Here is a 17,829-nt window from a genome sequence, read left to right as displayed (position 1 = left end):
ACATAACATCAAATCACACCGGTGAGTCTAGTTTTTCGAAACTAGACTGCCCAGTTTGATTGTGGAGGAAAAATGAACATTTCACCCCGTAGTCAGCAGAAGCGGGCTGCGATCCTCGATGCTGCCGGGCGGCTCTTCTGTCAGCACGGTCTGCATCTGGTCAGCATGGACATGGTGGCCAGTGAAGCGGGCGTCTCCAAGCAGACGGTCTACAGCCATTTTGCCAACAAGGAGTCGCTGTTTGCCGAAGCGGTGGGCAGCAAATGCGTCAGTAGCGAGCTGATGCCGGAGGTGTTGCTGCGTGGCAACAATGTGCGGGAGAGTCTGATTGCCTTTGGTCGCAGCTTTCGCAAGTTGATCCTGAGCGATGATGCCATCAATATCTTTCGCACCTGCATCAGCTGCAACGATGCCCAGCTGGCCACCCTTTTTTTCGAGGCGGGCCCGCTCTATGTGACCGAGATGCTGTCCAACTGGCTGGAGCAGCAAAAGCAGCAAGGCCTGCTGTGCCATCAAGACAGCGAACAGGCCGCCTTGCAGCTGTTGCTGATGTGGCAGGGCAAGGAGCGCATGCTCCGTGAGCTGGGTCTGCCGTTGACCCAGAGCGCTGCCGAGCAGGATGCCTGGACCCTGAGTTGTGTCGATCTCTTCCTGACCGCCGCCGCTCCCCCGCAAAAATAATGGAGGTGGCAATGAGCCACGCAGTGACAGATGCCCAGCGCAAGTGGCTGCCCCTGCTGGCGGCGGTCGGTTTCTTTATGCAGGCGCTGGATGGCACCATTCTCAACACCGCCCTGCCCAGCATGGCCGAGACCTTGGGAGAGAGCCCGCTGCAGATGCAGTCGGTGATCATCGCCTACATGCTGACGGTGGCCTTGCTGATCCCGGCCTCCGGCTGGTTGGCTGACAGATTCGGCACCCGTCGCATCTATCTGGCCGCCATCTCGCTCTTTACCCTCGGCTCGCTCGCCTGTGCCGCCTCCAATTCGCTCTCCATGCTGGTGGCCGCCCGGGTGTTGCAGGGGATTGGCGGTGCGCTGCTGATGCCGGTGGGACGGTTGGCGGTGCTGCGGGTCTATGACAAGCACGAGCTGCTGCGGGTGATGTCGTTTGTCACCATTCCGGGGCTGCTCGGCCCGTTGATGGGGCCGGCGCTCGGTGGCTGGCTGGTGGAAGTGGCGAGCTGGCACTGGGTATTTCTCATCAACCTGCCGGTGGGGTTGCTCGGCTTTATCGCCAGCTGGCACTTTATGCCGGAGCTGCGGCAGCAGACCGCCCGGTTCGACTGGCAGGGCTTTGTGATGTTCAGCGTCGGCATGGTGCTGGTGTCGGTCGGCTTGCAGGGGCTGGGGGAGCACAGCATCTCCACCGGTTGGGCGCTGTTTGCTCTGATCTTCGGCTTGGCGGCGATGGCGAGCTACTGGCTCTATGCCGCCAATGCACCGCAGCCGCTCTTTAGCCTGAGCCTGTTCAAGACCGCCACCTTTGCCATCGGCATCTGGGGCAACCTGTTTGCCCGCCTTGGCAGCGGCGCCATGCCCTTCCTCACCCCGCTGTTTCTGCAGCTGGGGCTCGGCTTCTCCCCGAGCAAGGCGGGGATGACCATGATCCCCACCGTGATTGGCGCCATGCTGACCAAGACGCTGGTGAACAAGCTGATTCCGACGGTGGGCTATCGCCGCATTTTGATCGGCAACACCCTGTTGCTGGGGGCGATGATCGCCAGCTTCTACTTTATCGACAACAAGCTCCCCTACGGAGTCCTGCTGGGCTGGCTGGCGATCTTCGGCGCCATCAACTCGCTGCAGTTCTCCGCCATGAACACTCTCACGCTGCAAGATCTCAGCCCGACCCTGGCCAGCAGTGGCAACGGCCTGCTCTCGGTGGTGATGCAGCTCTCCATGAGTTTGGGGGTGGCGATTGCCGCCAGCCTGCTCGGGCTCTTCTCGGCGGGTACCTCAGCGGGCACCTTAGCGGCCGAGGGCCAGTGGCTGGCCGGGTTCCACCTTACCTACCTCTGTGTCGGGTTGCTCTCCATGCTGGCGGCGCTGATCTTCGCCCAGCTGGCGCGCGATGGGGCTACGCCGTCGGGGCGGGCAGATAGCTGACCTCGCAGGGGAGCTGCGCCAACACTTCAGCCAGATGCTCGGTCGCCAGCAGAAAGGTCTGCTCTGGGTGGCCCGGAGTCCAGGTGAAGGCGGTGTGGTTGAGCAGTTGCGGATCCACCAGTAGCGGAATATCGGCGCGGGGCAGGAAGGGGCAGACCGCCCCCGGCAGGCAGCCGATCTCCGCCTGCATCTCTTCGGCGGTGCAGATGGAGGGCTTGGCGCCGAGCGCAGCCTTGACCGCCTTGTTGTCGAGCCGTCCGTCCCTGTGGGTCAGCAGCAGGGCGAAGCGGCCATCCTTGAACTTGAGAAACAGGGTCTTGCTGAACTCCGCCTGCCAGCCGAGGCGGGCCTTGACCTTTTCATCGGTGGCGTAGTCGAGGATGGGTTCATGCTCATAGCGCTGGTGGGGCAGTTCTGCCAGCAGTTGGCAGTTGAAATGGTGAATAGTATCGAGTGGCATGGGGTTCTCCTGTAGTGGGCGCTATCCTGCCAGCCTCGCAGGGTCAGGCCCAATGACACTTTCTTATCCGTGATAAGCAACCCTGTCCATGCAAACAACAAGGGCGCTGTGAGGCGCCCTTGCGGATCAGTGATGCTGCAATTCGCACGCTTTCCAGTGAAAGGGAATGGGGCACAGCTGCTGGGAGGCCTTGTCATAGGCTTGCCACAGTTCGCCCATGGTGCGGCCATCGACGGGGTGGCGCAGTTTGGGGGCCAGCTCGGCCAGCGGCCAGAGCACGAAGGCGTTGGTGAGCACTTCACCGCGCGGCAGCACCAGCGGGGTGTCGCAGATCAGATCGCCATAGAGCAGCAGGTCGAGATCCAGGGTGCGCGGGGCGAACTTCTTGGCATCCGGCTCGCGGCCGTGGGCGAACTCCATGGCCCGCAGTCGCTGGCAGACGGTGGCCAGCGGCAGGTCGGTCTCGGCAGCCGCTACCAGGTTGTAGAAGGGGCGGCCGTTGAAGCCGACCGCCTCGCTCTCGAATACCCGGGAGACCCGCAGCTCGCCAAATTCGGCGTGCAGGGCATCGAGCCCAGCGCGAATATGGCGATCCCGCTCGATGTTGGAGCCCAGGCTGATATAGATGGTGGTCATCAGTTGCTGCTCGCGGCCGGCGTGCGATGACGCAGGATCTCGACGCCGACCCCGGCGGCATTGGGCACTGCGCCCGGCTTGGTGAGAGTCACCTTGACCCACTGCACCCGCTCGTCGATCAGAACCAGCATGGCGACCTGCTCGGCCATGGTCTCGACCAGCTCGACCACCTTGCCGCTGACATGCTCGCAAATCTTGTTGGAGAGGTCGGCATAATCCAGTGCCAGATTGATGTCGTCGGTTGCTGCCGCGGGGCGGTTGTCGAACCCCATCTCGAGGTCAAAACGGAGCTTTTGGCGAATGCCCTTCTCCCACTCATATACACCTATGGTGGTCAAAACTTCGAGTCCGCGAATAAACACCTTGTCCATGACTGTACTTCTTCTTTACTCTTGATGGGCTGTGATGACAGCGCAGGGATGCTGGCCGGGCAACAGGCTTGCCGAGGCGCTCTGGGTGGGCATGGGCCCATGCCAGCGTATGTGGCCCGCATCATACCCCATTCATATCGTGGTAAAAACGACCAAGATGACGGCCCTGACGATTTTGATGATTATTCTGGCCTACCTGGGTGGTTCACTATCCAGTGCTGTGCTGGTCTCCCGCTGCACCGGTCTGCCCGACCCGCGGGATCATGGCTCCCACAATCCGGGGGCAACCAATGTGCTGCGCCTCGGTGGCCGGATGGCGGCGCTGGTGGTGTTGTTGCTCGATGTGCTCAAGGGTACTGTGCCCGTCTATCTCGCCTGGTATCTGCAGATCAAACCCGTCTACCTCGGCTTTATCGGGGTCGCCGCCTGTCTCGGCCATATGTACCCCATCTTCTTTCATTTTCGTGGTGGCAAAGGGGTTGCCACGGCACTGGGCACCATGATGCCCATCGGTTTCACCATGGGGGGCGCCGTGATTGGCACCTGGCTGCTGGTGCTGCTGGTGAGCGGCTACTCCTCGCTGGCCTCCATCATTACCGTGCTGCTGACGCCGCTCTTTACCTACCTGCTCAAACCCGAATATACCCTGCCAGTCTCCCTGCTCTCCTGCCTCATTCTGATCCGCCATCACGAGAACATCTCCCGCCTGCTCAAGGGGGAGGAACCCAGAGTCTGGGGGCGAAAAGGAGTAAAGCAGAAAGAGGAGTCGTAGCGACTCTGCAGGCAACCCCTTGGGGGAGTGCAGCGTTAATCATGACCCGCCGTGATGGTCAGCTATGGGCCAGTTCGGCCAGTACGCAGGCGACTGCTAGCAAGTCGGCACTCCCGCCAGGGCTCAGGTGCTTGGCGATCAGCGCTCTGTCCATCTCTTGCAGTCTGGTCAAGTCCCAGCCATTGTTCAGCAGGTTTTGCGCGTAGCTTTGAACGTAGCGCAGGCCAGCAATACCGCCTCGGGAGACCAGGTTGCTGTCGTTATTGGTCGCCATCAGCCTTAACAAGGCATGGTGCAACTGTCGCTCCCCCTGCTCGGCATGCCAATGTGGTAGGACGAAGCGCCTTATCGTAGCAAAACCGCTTTCCACTTCACCTCGCGCTCCCGTCAGGGCAAATTGCTGAAATTGACGCTCACCTGCCGTGCTGGGGTGGGGTGTGTGGTGCAACTCTCGACTGACTAGTCCCTGACAGATTTCACTGACCGTCCGGCAGACATTGTCGCTGGTCACGAGCCTGTTTTGTCCCTGCAGACGACCAGCAGCAAAGCAGAGCAGACCCAGTGAAAAGATCCCGCCTTTATGGGTATTCACCCCGCCCGTTGCGTTGAGCATATCCTGTTCGCAGGCCATCCCTGCAGGGCGTACCAGCGCCAACTGTCTATCCGGGGCCTGCTGGGCATTTGCTCTGCCCATATCTTCAAAGATGGTCAACCAGGGGGTGATTGCAGCAATGCTGCGTAAAAACAGCGGGTAATCCATATCGGAGTGCGAGCCCGAGTTTGCTTGATCCACCAAACCCGGTTTGGGGGTCAAATCCAGCTCCTGAAGTAGTGCACGGGCCGCGATAGCCGAGACATTGATGGCGTGGCGTTTAAGGGCGAGTGAAGCAGTCATCGATTAACTCCTCGATTCGTCTGACTAGCTCTGGGAGCGGGTGGCTGCGGGAGCGGGCACAACCGTGAGCCGGTTCATCACATATCAGGCACCGACGTAGAGGCTCGCCCAGGGAGCGTCGTCCGATCTGGCCGGACTGATGGCAAATGACATCGAGATCCCACAGTCTGCCAAGGGGGTGAGTTCGCTCCAGCACGACACAGGCGGTTTTAATGTCGGTGGCGGCGTGGGCAATGGACCATAGTCCTTCCGGGCCTGTGGGTAGCCACAGAACCTGGTGCTCCAAGACTTGCCATTGCCGGGCTTGCAGGAGTTGCTGGCACTGTGTGATGGCGGTTTGCATGCATTGGCGGTAACGGGTGCTATCTTTTATGGCCCCCGGCGTGACCAGAGTGAGTGAAATGATGGGGTGCTGGTAACGTGTCAGCCACTCTTGCTGGCGTGCTGCGCGGCTCTCTTTTGCCGCCAGCAGTTGTTCCAGGTTGACCCCCGCCAGAGCGGGGGACTCTTTATCACTGATCAACTCTCTTTCACCTCTCGTACCGTATCGATAACACTCCCATCGCGATAGCGGATCACGCCGACAATCTTGTCGGTAAATTCGATCGCTTTCGGTTTACCCGTCAGCGAGATGGCTTTCTCATAAAGTGCCTCGATATCGACCAGTTTCAGCCCCGCAGCGGCCAGTCGCGCACGAATTTCCGGACGTGCCGGATTCACCGCGATCCCGTGATCGGTGACCAGCACATCGATGCTTTCGCCCGGTGTCAGTCGAGTGGTGACCTGCTTCACTACGGTCGGGATGCGGCTGCGCAGCAAGGGCGCGACCACAATGGTGAGATTGGCGGCCGCGGCGACATCGCAGTGACCGCCGGATGCACCACGCATCACCCCGTCCGAGCCGGTGATCACGTTGACGTTAAAATCGACGTCAATCTCCAGTGCGCTCAGAATGACGATGTCCAGTTGGTCGCAGCAGGTCGCCTTGCTACCCGGGTTGGCATAGACGTTGGTGGAGATCTCAATGTGATTGGGGTTGCGAGCCAGAGATGCTGCTGCTTGGCCATCAAAGCATTGGGTATCAAGCAGCTTTTCAATCAACCCTTTTTCATGAAGATCGACCAGACTGCCGGTGATACCGCCCAGGGCAAAACGGGCTTTGACGCCATTGCGCTCCATTTTTTCTGCCATGAAGCGGGTACAGGCTGTTGATGCCGCGCCGGAGCCGGTCTGCATCGAGAAGCCATTCTTGAAGTAACCCGAGTGTTCAATCACATCGGCGGCAAAGCGGGCAATCAGTAGTTCGCGCGGGTTGCTGGTGACGCGGGCTGCGCCCACGCTGATTTTTGCCGGATCCCCAACGCTCTCCACTTTGACGATGTAATCGACCTGATCCTGAGCCAGGCTGGCAGGCATATTGGGGAAGGGCACCAGCTCTTCGGTCATCAGCACCACATGACGGGCGAAGTGGGCATCGACCATCGCATAGCCGAGCGAACCACAGCAGGATTTGCCGTGGGTGCCATTGGCATTGCCAAACTCGTCGCTGCAGGGGACGCCAAGAAACGCTACGTCGATCTTCAGTTCGCCATCTTGCAGCAGTTTGACCCGTCCGCCATGGGAGTGGATCTGGACCGGTTCATCCATCAGACCATGGGAGATGGCGTCGGCCAGCTTGCCGCGCATGCCGGAGGTGTAAATCCGGGTGATCACCCCGTTTTTGATGTGCTCAATCAGCGCATCATTACAGGTCATCAGGGAGCTGGAGGCCAGGGTCAGATTTTTGAAGCCCAGTTTGGCCAGCGTGGCTACGACCTGATTGATCACCTTGTCCCCTTCGCGAAAAGCGTGGTGGAACGAGATGGTCATGCCATCTTGCAGGCCGCAACGTGCAACCGCCTGCTCTAGGGATTCACACAGTTTGCGATTGTGCTTGGCAGCCTGATCTCCCAGCCAGGGGGTTGCGTTGTAGGCTCCGGCGAACGGGATCAGTGCCCGCAGGTGCGGAAAGTTGAGATGGAGTCGTTCAGTCTGTTTCATGGTTGAATCCTTAACGGTGCACGCCGGAGGCCGCGGCGCGCTCCAGCACTACTTGGGCGTGATTGATAATGGGGGCATCCACCATTTTCCCGTTGAGGGAGACCACCCCCAATCCGTTGCGCTCACCCTCTTTGGCGGCCTCAATGATCCGCTGCGCGTGTTCGACTTCCTGTTGCGTCGGGGCATAAGCGTTATGCAATAGGTCGATTTGGCGCGGGTTGATCAAGGATTTGCCGTTAAAGCCCATGCGGCGGATCAGCTCGACTTCCCGTAAAAAGCCGGCCTCGTCATTCACATCCGACCATACGACGTCAAAGGCATCGATACCTGCGGCACGCGCTGCATGCAACACGGCGCAGCGGGCGTAAAACAGTTCGGTGCCATCTCCCCGCTCAGTTTGCATGTCCATGACATAGTCAAAGGCCGCGAGGGCGATCCCGATCAGGCGCGGTGAGCTGCGGGCGATGGCGACCGCATTGATCACGCCAACCGCGGATTCGATGGCGGCCATCACTTTGGTCGAGCCAACCTCCCGGCAACATTCCAGCTCAATTCGTTCCAGATGGCCTTCCAGCTCATAGATATCATCGGGGGTATCGGTTTTCGGCAGGCGGATCACGTCCACACCACCCCGGACTGCCGCTTCCAGATCGAGTAGGCCAAAGGGGGTATTCAGTGGATTGATACGCACTACGGTTTCGATATCCCGATACATGGGGTGCTGCAAGGCGTGGAAGACCAGCAATCGGGCCGAGTCTTTCTCCCGCAGTGCGACGGCATCCTCCAGATCAAACATGATGGAGTCGGGATTGTAGATAAAGGCGGTCGAGAGCATGGCGGCATTGGCCCCCGGCAGGAACAGCATGCTGCGGCGAAGTTTTTTCATTGCAGTTTCTCCCAAGCAATCTGCTGCACATCGGTGGCACGCAATATTGCGCTTTGCAGGCGGGCACGAATGACGCAGTCCAGCGCCCCTTTATCCTCGATGATGATCAATCCCCGGGTGATGCCCATGGCATCGAGTGTGTTCTCCACGACCTGGCGGATCTGTTCGCCAAACTGTTTCATCACTTCGCTGTAGATTTCGATCTCCAACCCTTGGTCAGAGGGGGCAATCTTTACCATCAGGTCGCTGGACTCCTGAGTTCCTGCCAGCGCCTCTCTTACTATGTTCATGGTGAATTCCTTAACTGCTATGCGACTTCCGCGCTGTAATGGGTTTCGAGATAGGCAAGGGTGCTCTCGGGGACGATCGTTCTGATCCGGGAAAATAGCTGCTGCTGAAGTAAGCGACGGACTTCTGACGCTGAAATCGCTTTGTCGGCATCCTTGATACGCGGTATTTCCACTACATCAATCGTGCCAGCCAGCAGGTCATGCAGCGTCTGATTGTATTGCCGGGAAATCTGGCAAAACGGTTCCGTGCCGATGAAGCGATGGGTAATGCCCAGCGCGGGGGCGATATGGTCGCGAAAGGTAATCACGTCTATTTCGCTCCAGGCTTGCAGCACCTTGCCGCTTTCTTTCAGGAAGTAGGTCGGAAATGTGGCGCGGGAGATAATGTATTTTGAACCTTCATGCACGGTCACATTCGCTAGGTTCGCCACACCGGCACGCACCATTTGCAGCCGGGCGTGGAACGGGAAAAAGGAGGCATCTTCCCGTACGACAAACAGATGAACCCAGTCGCACTGTTTGGCCGCTTGGGTGATCAGGTGATAATGACCAAGGGTGAACGGATTGGCATTCATCACAATCGCCCCGACCTCTTTGCCTTCATGCCGGTAAGGGAGGAGCGAACGACAGTAACGGTCAACGCCACCGGGGGTGTTTTCCATCAGAATGGCATCATCGCCACTTTGGGCAATGGGCCAGAATCCACACTGTTCAAAACGCTCCCGGTTGGCTGGTTTGGTACAGAGGAACAGGTGAAAATGGCCCTGTTCCAGGGCCAGATGTTCTACTTCTGCCAGCAGCCGGGTGCTCAGGTTGGCACCGCGCAACTGTTTGTCGACCGCCACGCATTTAATGACGTTGTGTGCCAGACCGGCACATCCCACCAATTTGAAGCCTGACCAGGCCTCGACAAAGAGGGTGATGTCGGTATCCAGCCCCAGGCCATTGTCCGCGAGCAGGCCACGAAGCCGCTCAAGGCGCTCCGGCTGTTTGGCAACGTCGGTCAATCTGAAGTCAATTGTGGGTAGTGACTGCATAGTCTTGTCCGGGTTCTCTTAGGCCGCACTTTGCACATCTGTGGGTGATTCGACGATCACATTGCTCAGGCGGCCAACATGTTCAATTTCGACCTCGATGCGATCTCCGGCTTTCATGAACAGTGGCGGGTTGCGTTTTTTGCCAACACCACCGGGTGAGCCGGTGATGATGACATCCCCCGGGCTGAGGCGAGTGAAGGTACTGATGTACTCGATCAGGTCAGCAATTTTGTGGATCATGCTGCTGGTGTTGTCCTCTTGCACCATGATCCCGTTTAGCCAAGTGCGAATGGCCAGTTGATGCGGGTCGGGGATCTCGTCAGCGGTGGTCAGCCACGGGCCGAAGGCACCGGTTTGCCGCCAGTTTTTACCAGCGGTAAACCAGGTGTGCTGCCAGTCCCGGGCCGAACCATCCATATAGCAGCTATACCCGGCGACATGGCTGAGAGCATCCTGTTTGGCGATATGCTCGCCGCCTTTGCCGATAATGACCGCCAGCTCGCCTTCATAATCGAATTCGCTGGAGTGATATGGCTTGATGACGGGGTTGTTGTGGCCAGTCTGGGAATCAGCAAATCGGACAAAAAGCGTGGGTGCCGGATTATGTTGATCAAACTCCTGACGTTTGGCGGCATAATTCATGCCAACGCAAAGAATTTTTCCAGGCTGTTCAATGACCGGTAAAAAGGTAATTTCAGCAATATCCAGATCAACAGGATCATGTTGATAGTTTGCCGCTTCGCTGAGCGCATTGGCATCAAGCAGTGACTTCAGGTTGTTATAACGGTGGCCAAGGCGGCGTCCTAAATCGACCACGCCTTGCGCGCGGACAATGCCGTAGCTACTCATACCTTGATACATAAAACTTGCGAGTTTCATCGCGTGTTCCTTATTACTTCTATTCAATCAAATGAGGAAATTGCCCAATACCAGCAGTGCAATGGAGACATTGATTGCACCGCCAATACGGGTTGCAATCTGGGCAAAAGGCATCAAGCTCATGCGGTTGCCGGCAGTCAGAATGGCCACGTCACCCGTTCCGCCCTGGCCGCTTTGGCAGCATGAGACAATGGCGACATCAATAGGGTGCATACCGATTTTTTTACCGACGAAGAAGCCGGTCACAACCAGTGCTGATACCGTGCTAATAATCACCAGCAGGTTGGTCAGAGTGAAGGCATTCACCAGTTCTTGCCATGGGGTGATGGCGACACCAACCGCAAACAGCACGGGGTAGGTCACGGATGTTTGAAAGAATTTATAAACAACCTGAGAACCTTCCAGAATTCGCGGTGAGACACCATGGGTCAGTTTCACCAGTACGGCGATAAACAGCATGCCGACCGGTGCAGGTAGGCCAATCAGTTCATGACCAAGCATGCCGAGCATATAAAGCAGGACTGCCAGCAATACCCCTGAAGCTAAGGTTGTCACATCGGTCTTGCCAGTAAATGCGCCGGACAAATTGGCGATTTTGTCATCGCGGCTATTGCTGTTGGGTATTAACTGGCCTTCGCCGGTCAAATGTGGGTAGCGTTTGCCAAGTTGATTCAGGCAACCTGCAATAATAATTGCGGTCAAACTGCCCAGCATTACCATTGGCAGAATACGGCCAAGGGCAACCCCCTGATCCATGTGGAGGAGCGTGGCATAGCCGATAGATAGTGGAATTGCGCCTTCTCCTACCCCCCCTGCCATGATTGGCAAGATAATGAAGAAGAAGATCTGGAATGGTTCAAGACCTAATGCCAGGCCAACACCCATGCCAACGATCATGCCAACGATTTCGCCACACAGCATCGGGAAGAAGATACGCAAGAAGCCCTGGATTAGTACCTGGCGATTCATGCTCATAATGCTGCCAACAATAATGCAGCAGATATAGAGATAAAGAATGTTGGTGGATTTGTAGAATTTTATTGTTGATTCGACGACTGAGTCTGGTAGCAGACCATAATAGACCAGCGCAGACGGAATAAAGGTCGCACAAATCGCGGCTGCACCAAGTTTACCAACAATAGGGAGTCGTTTGCCAAATTCACCACAGGCAAAACCGAAAAATGCCAGTGTGGCAACCATAACAACTATATCACTGGGTAATTTGCCACCCAGACAATCAATAGCAATCAATACTCCAGCCAATATAAAAAGAGGCAGTGGAATAATGCCTACCTTCCAGGTGTCCATGATGTACCACCACCGCTCCTTGAGAGAGACCGATTTGGTATTCAGTGCTCCTGGTGCATCCAAGTTGTCTATTGCACTCATAGTCAAGCCATCCTTTCAGTTATTTGTCATCCCCAAGATATAGACATCCCTGATTGCTTTGTGTGAGTGACCGCATGATAAAGTCATGATTTTAATGGTGGCTATGGATTTTATGGTTTTTTTTATCCTGCGTGATCGATGTCATTTTTTATAGTGTGGTTTTTATGGTTTCTTTTCAATCACGGCCGATTTTATAACAGAGAGCACTAACTTTATTAATTGTCCCGTGCATTGTCGCCTTAGGGCTGCAGGTATGTTGTGGAATAGCTCACAACATTTTTATTGTGAGCCACCACATTGCATAAAAGCTGATAAGCTAAATGCTGGTTTTTATTGTTGCATAATGTTATGAAAATGTCGTTCCAAATCAGATTGTTTGTCTCGTTGGCGTTGTTTTCTCTGGTACTCTCTCTGGTATTGGGGGGCATGTATTACACAAGTTTTAGTCGCCAGTTGTATGAGCATATGGGTGAACGGGCAAAAATACAGGCAGAAGAGATTGCCTTGATTCCGACATTACGCCTTGATGTGCTGAAGAATGACACTGAAGCGATTAAATTGTTAATGGAGAAACTGGCTGCACGAAGCGATGCCAGTTTTATCGTCATCGGTGATACGCAAGGGCGTCATTTGTACCATTCGGTGTTTGATGATCGGGTGGGGACCGCTCTGATAGGCGGTGATAATGCGGAAGTATTGGCTGGAAAAAGCATCGTGACCCTGCGTCGTGGGGGCTTGGGCGTGTCCCTGCGTAGCAAGGTGCCAATTAGAGATGATGCCGGGCGCGTTGTCGGGATTGTCTCGGTGGGGTATCTGACGAGTTATCTTGATAACATCACTATCAGCAAGGTGGTTAATATATTGATGGTTGCGATCTCTTTCCTTGCTGCGCTATTTGTATTTTCATGGTATTTCACTCGAAGTATCAAAAAACAGATGTTTGCGTTGGAGCCACGAGAAATTGGCTTGCTGGTGCGGCAACAAAAAGCACTGATGGAGTCGATATTTGAAGGGGTGATCGCTATTGATAGCCAATTACATATTGAGGTTATTAACCATGCCGCACGGACATTGCTTGATTTTCCTCAATCTGCCCACTCTTTACGTGGTCAGCCGATTGGTAATGTGATAAGCCCAGTGCCATTTTTTGATGAAAATATTATGCTGGCAAATGATACGCATGATGAAATCTGTACTTTTAATAATTTAACGGTGATCGCCAGTAGAGTCAGAATTATGCTGGGAGATGATTTGCAGGGGTGGGTGATAACATTCAGAGATCGTAAAGAAATCGATTCATTGAGTGCCCAATTAAGCCAGGTGAAACGATATGTTGATAATCTTAGGATTATGCGGCATGAACAACTGAATCGGATGGCTGCCTTGTCAGGCATGCTTCATATGGGGCGCTATGATGAAGCAATTCGTTATATCCAGGCTCACTCTGAATATGCGCAGGAGTTGCTTGATTTTATCTCGTTGAATTTCAGTTCACCGACAGTATGCGGTTTGCTGCTGGGCAAGGGTTCACGCGCCACCGAGAAAGGAGTAGTGTTACAATTTGACCCTGCTTGCTCGATGACGAATGAGTTTGGCACGCTTGCGGAATCTGAACTGATATCGATTATTGGCAACCTGCTGGATAATGCCATTGAGGCAACCCAACGAGCGCCATTACCTCATGCCCCGGTAGAGATATTGATTAAACTGACACAGCGAGAATTGATTATTGAGGTGGCTGATCAAGGGATTGGAATTAATAATAACATTAGAGAGCATATTTTCCAACGAGGGGTGACAACCAAGGTTAGTAGTGACCATGGTATAGGTCTGTATTTGGTCAATAGTTATGTGACGCAGGTGGGCGGCTCCATCGAGGTAACGAATAACATCCCCCGTGGAACAATATTTTCCATCTTTATACCCGTAGCTGAAAATATTAATAATTCAGGGCTGGAAAAACATAATCATGCGATATGAACCGATAGACGTCCTTATTGTTGAAGATGAGAATGAGCTGGCACAGTTGCATTCGGAGTCGATCCAGAAGCATCCCTGTTTACGGCTGGTGGGTATCGCGTCATCACTGGCTGATGCACAGGCACAGATCGCCAGCAAGCAGCCACAGCTGATTTTGCTGGATAACTATTTACCCGATGGGAAAGGCATCACGCTCATCAATCACCCGGATCTGCTGGCCAATACCTCGGTCATTTTTATTACCGCTGCCAGCGATATGAATACGTGCAGTCAGGCGATCCGTAACGGGGCCTTTGACTACATCTTGAAGCCAGTATCATGGCGGCGCCTTGACCAGTCTCTTGAGCGTTTTGTTCAATTTACCGAGCAACAGCGGCTTTGGAAGATTGTTGACCAGAAGAGTGTCGATTCACTTTATCTGTTGCAGGCCAAAAATTATCGTCTGGATAACAGTGCCAAGGGGATCGAAGAGAGTACGCTGACCTTGGTACAAAAGCTGTTCAACGATGCAGATTGCCAATTCTTTTCAGTGGATGATGTAGTCAGTGCAACAGGCCTAAGCAAAACCACCACCCGTCGTTATCTCGAACACTGTGTCGAGAGCGGTTTTCTGCGGGTTGATATGCTGTATGGCAAGATTGGTCATCCGAGGCGGATCTATTGTCGCGTGGTGGATGGTGGTGATACTTCCCAAGCTGGCTGACTCAGTGTGGCTAGGAGGGAATAAGTCCCATAGCCGATACAGGAGTGTCAGGGCAGTCCAACCCCGTGACCACTCATAATGGGGCGGCCCTCTTTCTGCTATGAGAGGTGATGGCTAGCTGACTCACAATTGGGCTGCTAGCGGTGCTTGGTCCTGCGTCAAACACTCAGCCATGACGACAGCCAATCCAATAAGGGGGAGGCTCTCTGCTTAACTCTTGCCTGTAGCCAGCCGTTCTGACGACCTCTCTTATTGATCTCTGGCGGCCCCACACTCGGGAAAATGCCGAAAAGTGCTCATAGTTGTGCAATTTGCGCAAAAAAGAGACGAACGAGACAAAAAGTGAAATTTCCCGTTGACCATCCGCCTTAAAATCCGTTTAATAGCGCCCACGCCCAGATAGCTCAGTCGGTAGAGCAGGGGATTGAAAATCCCCGTGTCGGCGGTTCGATTCCGTCTCTGGGCACCAATTTTGGTGCCATGAAATAAAAATTTGTTCATGCACAATGGTTTAAAGTGTGCCGGCTTAGCTCAGTAGGTAGAGCAACTGACTTGTAATCAGTAGGTCACCAGTTCGATTCCGGTAGCCGGCACCATTTGCCCAGATAGCTCAGTCGGTAGAGCAGGGGATTGAAAATCCCCGTGTCGGCGGTTCGATTCCGTCTCTGGGCACCAATTACAATTCCTCCTTAGTTCAGTCGGTAGAACGGCGGACTGTTAATCCGTATGTCACTGGTTCAAGTCCAGTAGGAGGAGCCAATTCAAAAAGCCCTTGTCGCAAGACAAGGGCTTTTTTCTATTTGGCGCAGCCATTTTTTAACCATAAAAACAACTACACACGCATAGATGAACCGCAGGATAGATATGGAAAATCATGTAGTTATAGAGTCAAAGGGGCGACTTGCCGCCATTAGGAACTGGATGGAACCCGTGCTGGTACTGCTTATTCTCGGCAGCCTGTTCGGTTACCTCGGCAGCCAGATGGGCCTCTCGGCCATGGTCAACACCCTGTTCAATACCGCCCACCAGCTGCTGCTCAATACCGTGCTCTTTATCATGGGGATCACGGTGCTCTCCGGTGCCCTGAGCCAACTCTTGAGCGAGTTCGGGGTGATCCGCCTGCTGGAGGTACTGCTGGCCCCGCTGATGAAGCCGGTGTTTCGTCTGCCCGGTCGCACCGCGCTGGCGGCGCTGATGACCTTCTTCTCCGACAACCCGGCGGTGATCAGCCTCGCCAAGGACAGCCGCTTTCGCAAAGGCTTCACCCCTTGGCAGCTGGTGTCGCTCACCAACTTCGGCACCGCCTTCGGCATGGGGCTGATCGTGGTCACCTTTATGGCCACCCTGCAACTGCCGAGCGGTGAATCCACCGCCAGCGCGGCGCTGATTGGGTTGCTGGGTGCTCTGGTAGGCTCGGTGGTCTCTACCCGATTGATGCAACGGATGATCCGCCCACTGGTGGGGGAAGTGCTGAACGATGACGCTGTGTCGTCCGACGGCCGCAAGGTCGGGGTGACCAAAGAGGCGGCTCCCGGCTGGCTGCGGATCCTCAACTCTCTGCTCGATGGCGGCAAATCCGGTGTGGAGCTGGGAATGGCGGTGATCCCGGGGGTGCTCATCATCAGTACCTTCGTCATGCTGCTCACCTTCGGCCCGGGCGACAAGGGCTATACCGGCGAAGCGTTTCAAGGGGTTGCCCTGCTGCCAGTGTTGGCCGCCAAGGTAAGCTGGCTGTTTGACCTGCTGTTTGGCTTCCAGCAGCCGGAGCTGGTTGCCTTCCCGGCTACCTCCCTCGGTGCTGTCGGCGCCGCCATGTCACTGGTGCCGCCTTTTATTGCCAAAGGGTGGATCACCGGTAACGAGGTCGCGGTGTTTACCGCCATGGGGATGTGCTGGAGCGGCTTCCTGAGTACCCACACCGCCATGCTCGATGCCCTCGGCTATCGCCATCTCACCTCCCGCGCCATCGTCGCCCACACTATCGGTGGCCTGTGCGCCGGTGTGGCCGCTCACCAGCTCTACCTGCTACTGGGCTGAGTCGGGTTCAGGCACGGAAACAAAAAGAGGCTCTTCGGAGCCTCTTTGCATTTCTCCCTGCAGGCCTTGTTCACGGGCATACCAATTACTCTTGTGGCGTGATGCCCTGCACCTTCAACCAGAATCGCTCCTGACAATGGTTGTGAAACAGCTTGCTGGCTGGAGTGATGGGGATGGGACTGGCGATGACCCGATAGCTGATCCAGCACTCGGCACAAAGCTGCTGCGATGGTGCTTCGTCCTGTTCGGTTTGCTGGCGGATGACGACTCCATTGGCAAACCCGCTGGTGGTTATCTGGTGCCGGATCACAGTGCCGCTCTCATCATGCTCGCTATAGTGTTCACTCTCTTGGCGTGTGAGGGTGACGGGGCTCGCCTGTCGATGAATGGCCCTGATATAGCTGATTAGTTGATTCATTGCCGATCTTGCCGTGATGGTTGGCCTGCACTGGATGAGCTGTACAGGATGAAGAGGGCTAGCGTAACGTGCTGCCTTGGTTGCGGCAATCGCCTCGGCTGCGCCGCAAGCAAACCTGAAAGGGGGTGATAAATGGGGATCCCGCAAAACAAGGCCGAGCTGTTGCTCGCTATCGATACCAATTTCGGCAAGCTGTTCAAGGCGTTGCAGGCCGTCCCCGAGAGCCGGGTGCGGGAGCCGACCCTGGCAGGGCACAGCAAGGGAACCACCATGAGCGTCGCCAATCTGCTGGCCTACCTTATCGGCTGGAGTGAACTGCTGATCAAGTGGATCGAGCGGGATGCGGCAGGTCTGCCAGTGGATTTTCCCGAAACCGGTTTTAAGTGGAACGAGTTGGGCAGGCTGGCCCAAAAGTTCTATCGGGATTACGAGGGGCTCAGCTATCCGGCGTTGTTACAGCGGTTGGTGGCCGCCAGAGGGCGCATCATCGAACTGGTGGAGGCGCGCAGCGACCTGCAGCTGTATGGCAGCCTCTGGTATGAGAAGTGGACGCTCGGGCGGATGATCCAGTTCAATAGCGCCTCCCCCTATCTCAATGCCAACGGGCGGCTGCGCAAGTGGCTAAAAGAGTTGGCGATCAGGGTGTGAAAGGAAGGGGTCGCGGTTCGGGTGGGCGGCAAAACACTTTGCCACCACATTGCCACTACCGCCCGTGGTGGCAGCTACTGGCCGCCTGACTCCCCTTTGCGCTCGGCTATCTCCTGCGTGCTGCTTGAACAAATAGATCAGCCATTCAAGGGATTAGCCGGTGCGGTGCGTTTTATCGCCGTGCTGGCCCTGCTTATGCACATCTCTTGGCAACACCATTCAGGGTCGTTGTCGCGGAGAGATATCATGATCAGCAGCCTGCTTCCCCTTGCCTCGATCG

At 55.6% G+C, this 17,829-nt stretch carries 20 protein-coding genes and 4 tRNA genes; 12 read left to right on the top strand and 12 right to left on the bottom strand.

The annotated features are described in order from the left end of the window. The first annotated feature begins 72 nt into the window (after positions 1-72). Positions 73-681, top strand: coding sequence for a TetR/AcrR family transcriptional regulator (locus DBR30_RS05095; RefSeq protein ID WP_005355070.1), 609 nt, complete (start codon positions 73-75; stop codon positions 679-681). An 11-nt stretch (positions 682-692) separates the two neighbouring features. After that, positions 693-2,108, top strand: coding sequence for a multidrug transporter subunit MdtD (gene mdtD, locus DBR30_RS05090; RefSeq protein WP_108588220.1), 1,416 nt, complete (start codon positions 693-695; stop codon positions 2,106-2,108). On the opposite strand, the gene DBR30_RS05085 is transcribed toward mdtD, so the two are convergent. The 3 genes from DBR30_RS05085 to folB form a co-directional block, all read right to left on the bottom strand. Continuing rightward, entirely contained in the window at positions 2,080-2,568 is a 489-nt protein-coding gene (locus DBR30_RS05085) for a YbaK/EbsC family protein (RefSeq protein WP_005336108.1), read from the bottom strand. The two genes, mdtD and DBR30_RS05085, sit on opposite strands and share 29 nt — an antisense overlap. A 126-nt stretch (positions 2,569-2,694) precedes the next feature. After that, entirely contained in the window at positions 2,695-3,204 is a 510-nt protein-coding gene (gene folK / locus DBR30_RS05080; protein ID WP_108541651.1) for a 2-amino-4-hydroxy-6-hydroxymethyldihydropteridine diphosphokinase, read from the bottom strand. After that, complete coding sequence (folB, locus tag DBR30_RS05075; protein WP_108541652.1) at positions 3,204-3,575, bottom strand: dihydroneopterin aldolase; 372 nt, start codon at positions 3,573-3,575, stop codon at positions 3,204-3,206. Before folB ends, folK begins: the two co-directional genes overlap by 1 nt. Positions 3,576-3,732: 157 nt before the next feature. On the opposite strand from folB, the gene plsY reads away from it, so the two are divergent. Next, positions 3,733-4,347: a glycerol-3-phosphate 1-O-acyltransferase PlsY gene (gene plsY, locus DBR30_RS05070; RefSeq protein WP_146181096.1), complete on the top strand. Its 615-nt coding sequence runs from the start codon at positions 3,733-3,735 to the stop codon at positions 4,345-4,347. A 58-nt stretch (positions 4,348-4,405) separates the two neighbouring features. Here the strand turns inward: plsY and citG are convergent, their stop codons facing one another. From citG to DBR30_RS05030, 8 genes are read right to left on the bottom strand one after another with little or no spacing between them, the layout of a single operon-like run. Next, complete coding sequence (gene citG / locus DBR30_RS05065; protein ID WP_108541653.1) at positions 4,406-5,242, bottom strand: triphosphoribosyl-dephospho-CoA synthase CitG; 837 nt, start codon at positions 5,240-5,242, stop codon at positions 4,406-4,408. Further along, positions 5,220-5,765, bottom strand: coding sequence for a citrate lyase holo-[acyl-carrier protein] synthase (citX, locus tag DBR30_RS05060; protein ID WP_108541654.1), 546 nt, complete (start codon positions 5,763-5,765; stop codon positions 5,220-5,222). The genes citG and citX overlap by 23 nt, the downstream gene beginning before the upstream one ends. Continuing rightward, positions 5,762-7,282 (bottom strand): citrate lyase subunit alpha, encoded by a 1,521-nt coding sequence (citF, locus tag DBR30_RS05055; RefSeq protein ID WP_108541655.1) that lies wholly within the window; start codon positions 7,280-7,282, stop codon positions 5,762-5,764. Before citF ends, citX begins: the two co-directional genes overlap by 4 nt. Before the next feature lie 10 nt (positions 7,283-7,292). After that, complete coding sequence (gene citE / locus DBR30_RS05050; protein ID WP_108541656.1) at positions 7,293-8,168, bottom strand: citrate (pro-3S)-lyase subunit beta; 876 nt, start codon at positions 8,166-8,168, stop codon at positions 7,293-7,295. Continuing rightward, on the bottom strand, positions 8,165-8,458 hold the full coding sequence (gene citD, locus DBR30_RS05045; RefSeq protein ID WP_108541657.1) for a citrate lyase acyl carrier protein: 294 nt from the start codon (positions 8,456-8,458) through the stop codon (positions 8,165-8,167). Before citD ends, citE begins: the two co-directional genes overlap by 4 nt. A 17-nt stretch (positions 8,459-8,475) precedes the next feature. Then, on the bottom strand, positions 8,476-9,495 hold the full coding sequence (gene citC / locus DBR30_RS05040) for a [citrate (pro-3S)-lyase] ligase (protein WP_108541658.1): 1,020 nt from the start codon (positions 9,493-9,495) through the stop codon (positions 8,476-8,478). A gap of 18 nt (positions 9,496-9,513) precedes the next feature. After that, the gene (locus DBR30_RS05035) at positions 9,514-10,374 is read right to left on the bottom strand and encodes a fumarylacetoacetate hydrolase family protein (protein WP_108588219.1); all 861 of its coding nucleotides are present in this window, start codon (positions 10,372-10,374) and stop codon (positions 9,514-9,516) included. A 27-nt stretch (positions 10,375-10,401) separates the two neighbouring features. After that, complete coding sequence (locus tag DBR30_RS05030; protein WP_108588218.1) at positions 10,402-11,763, bottom strand: 2-hydroxycarboxylate transporter family protein; 1,362 nt, start codon at positions 11,761-11,763, stop codon at positions 10,402-10,404. Positions 11,764-12,117: 354 nt separating this feature from the next. On the opposite strand from DBR30_RS05030, the gene DBR30_RS05025 reads away from it, so the two are divergent. The 7 genes from DBR30_RS05025 (at position 12,118) to DBR30_RS04995 (ending at position 16,483) form a co-directional block, all read left to right on the top strand. Continuing rightward, entirely contained in the window at positions 12,118-13,743 is a 1,626-nt protein-coding gene (locus tag DBR30_RS05025) for an ATP-binding protein (RefSeq protein ID WP_219927549.1), read from the top strand. Then, complete coding sequence (locus tag DBR30_RS05020; protein ID WP_108542661.1) at positions 13,733-14,446, top strand: response regulator; 714 nt, start codon at positions 13,733-13,735, stop codon at positions 14,444-14,446. The genes DBR30_RS05025 and DBR30_RS05020 overlap by 11 nt, the downstream gene beginning before the upstream one ends. Before the next feature lie 393 nt (positions 14,447-14,839). Next, positions 14,840-14,915, top strand: a tRNA-Phe gene (locus DBR30_RS05015). 51 nt (positions 14,916-14,966) lie between these two features. Then, positions 14,967-15,042, top strand: a tRNA-Thr gene (locus DBR30_RS05010). Between the two features lie 3 nt (positions 15,043-15,045). Then, a tRNA-Phe gene (locus DBR30_RS05005) sits at positions 15,046-15,121 on the top strand. A gap of 8 nt (positions 15,122-15,129) precedes the next feature. Further along, positions 15,130-15,205, top strand: a tRNA-Asn gene (locus tag DBR30_RS05000). Between the two features lie 105 nt (positions 15,206-15,310). Next, on the top strand, positions 15,311-16,483 hold the full coding sequence (locus DBR30_RS04995) for a CD0519/CD1768 family membrane protein (protein WP_005355060.1): 1,173 nt from the start codon (positions 15,311-15,313) through the stop codon (positions 16,481-16,483). An 85-nt stretch (positions 16,484-16,568) separates the two neighbouring features. On the opposite strand, the gene DBR30_RS04990 is transcribed toward DBR30_RS04995, so the two are convergent. Beyond that, the gene (locus DBR30_RS04990; RefSeq protein WP_108542660.1) at positions 16,569-16,901 is read right to left on the bottom strand and encodes a hypothetical protein; all 333 of its coding nucleotides are present in this window, start codon (positions 16,899-16,901) and stop codon (positions 16,569-16,571) included. A 132-nt stretch (positions 16,902-17,033) separates the two neighbouring features. Here DBR30_RS04990 and DBR30_RS04985 point away from each other — a divergent pair, with 132 nt between their 5' ends. Next, positions 17,034-17,549 carry a ClbS/DfsB family four-helix bundle protein gene (locus tag DBR30_RS04985; RefSeq protein WP_108542659.1) on the top strand — a complete coding sequence of 172 codons (516 nt, stop codon included), beginning with the start codon at positions 17,034-17,036 and terminating at the stop codon, positions 17,547-17,549. A 21-nt stretch (positions 17,550-17,570) separates the two neighbouring features. Then, on the top strand, positions 17,571-17,829 hold a 259-nt coding region (locus DBR30_RS21645; RefSeq protein WP_258224286.1), incomplete at its 3' end, for a hypothetical protein.

Source organism: Aeromonas sp. HMWF017 (genome assembly GCF_003061465.1).
Lineage (GTDB): Bacteria > Pseudomonadota > Gammaproteobacteria > Enterobacterales > Aeromonadaceae > Aeromonas > Aeromonas veronii.
The sequence above is the reverse complement of the archived record's forward strand: the minus strand, read 5'-3'. Positions and strand labels throughout refer to the sequence as shown.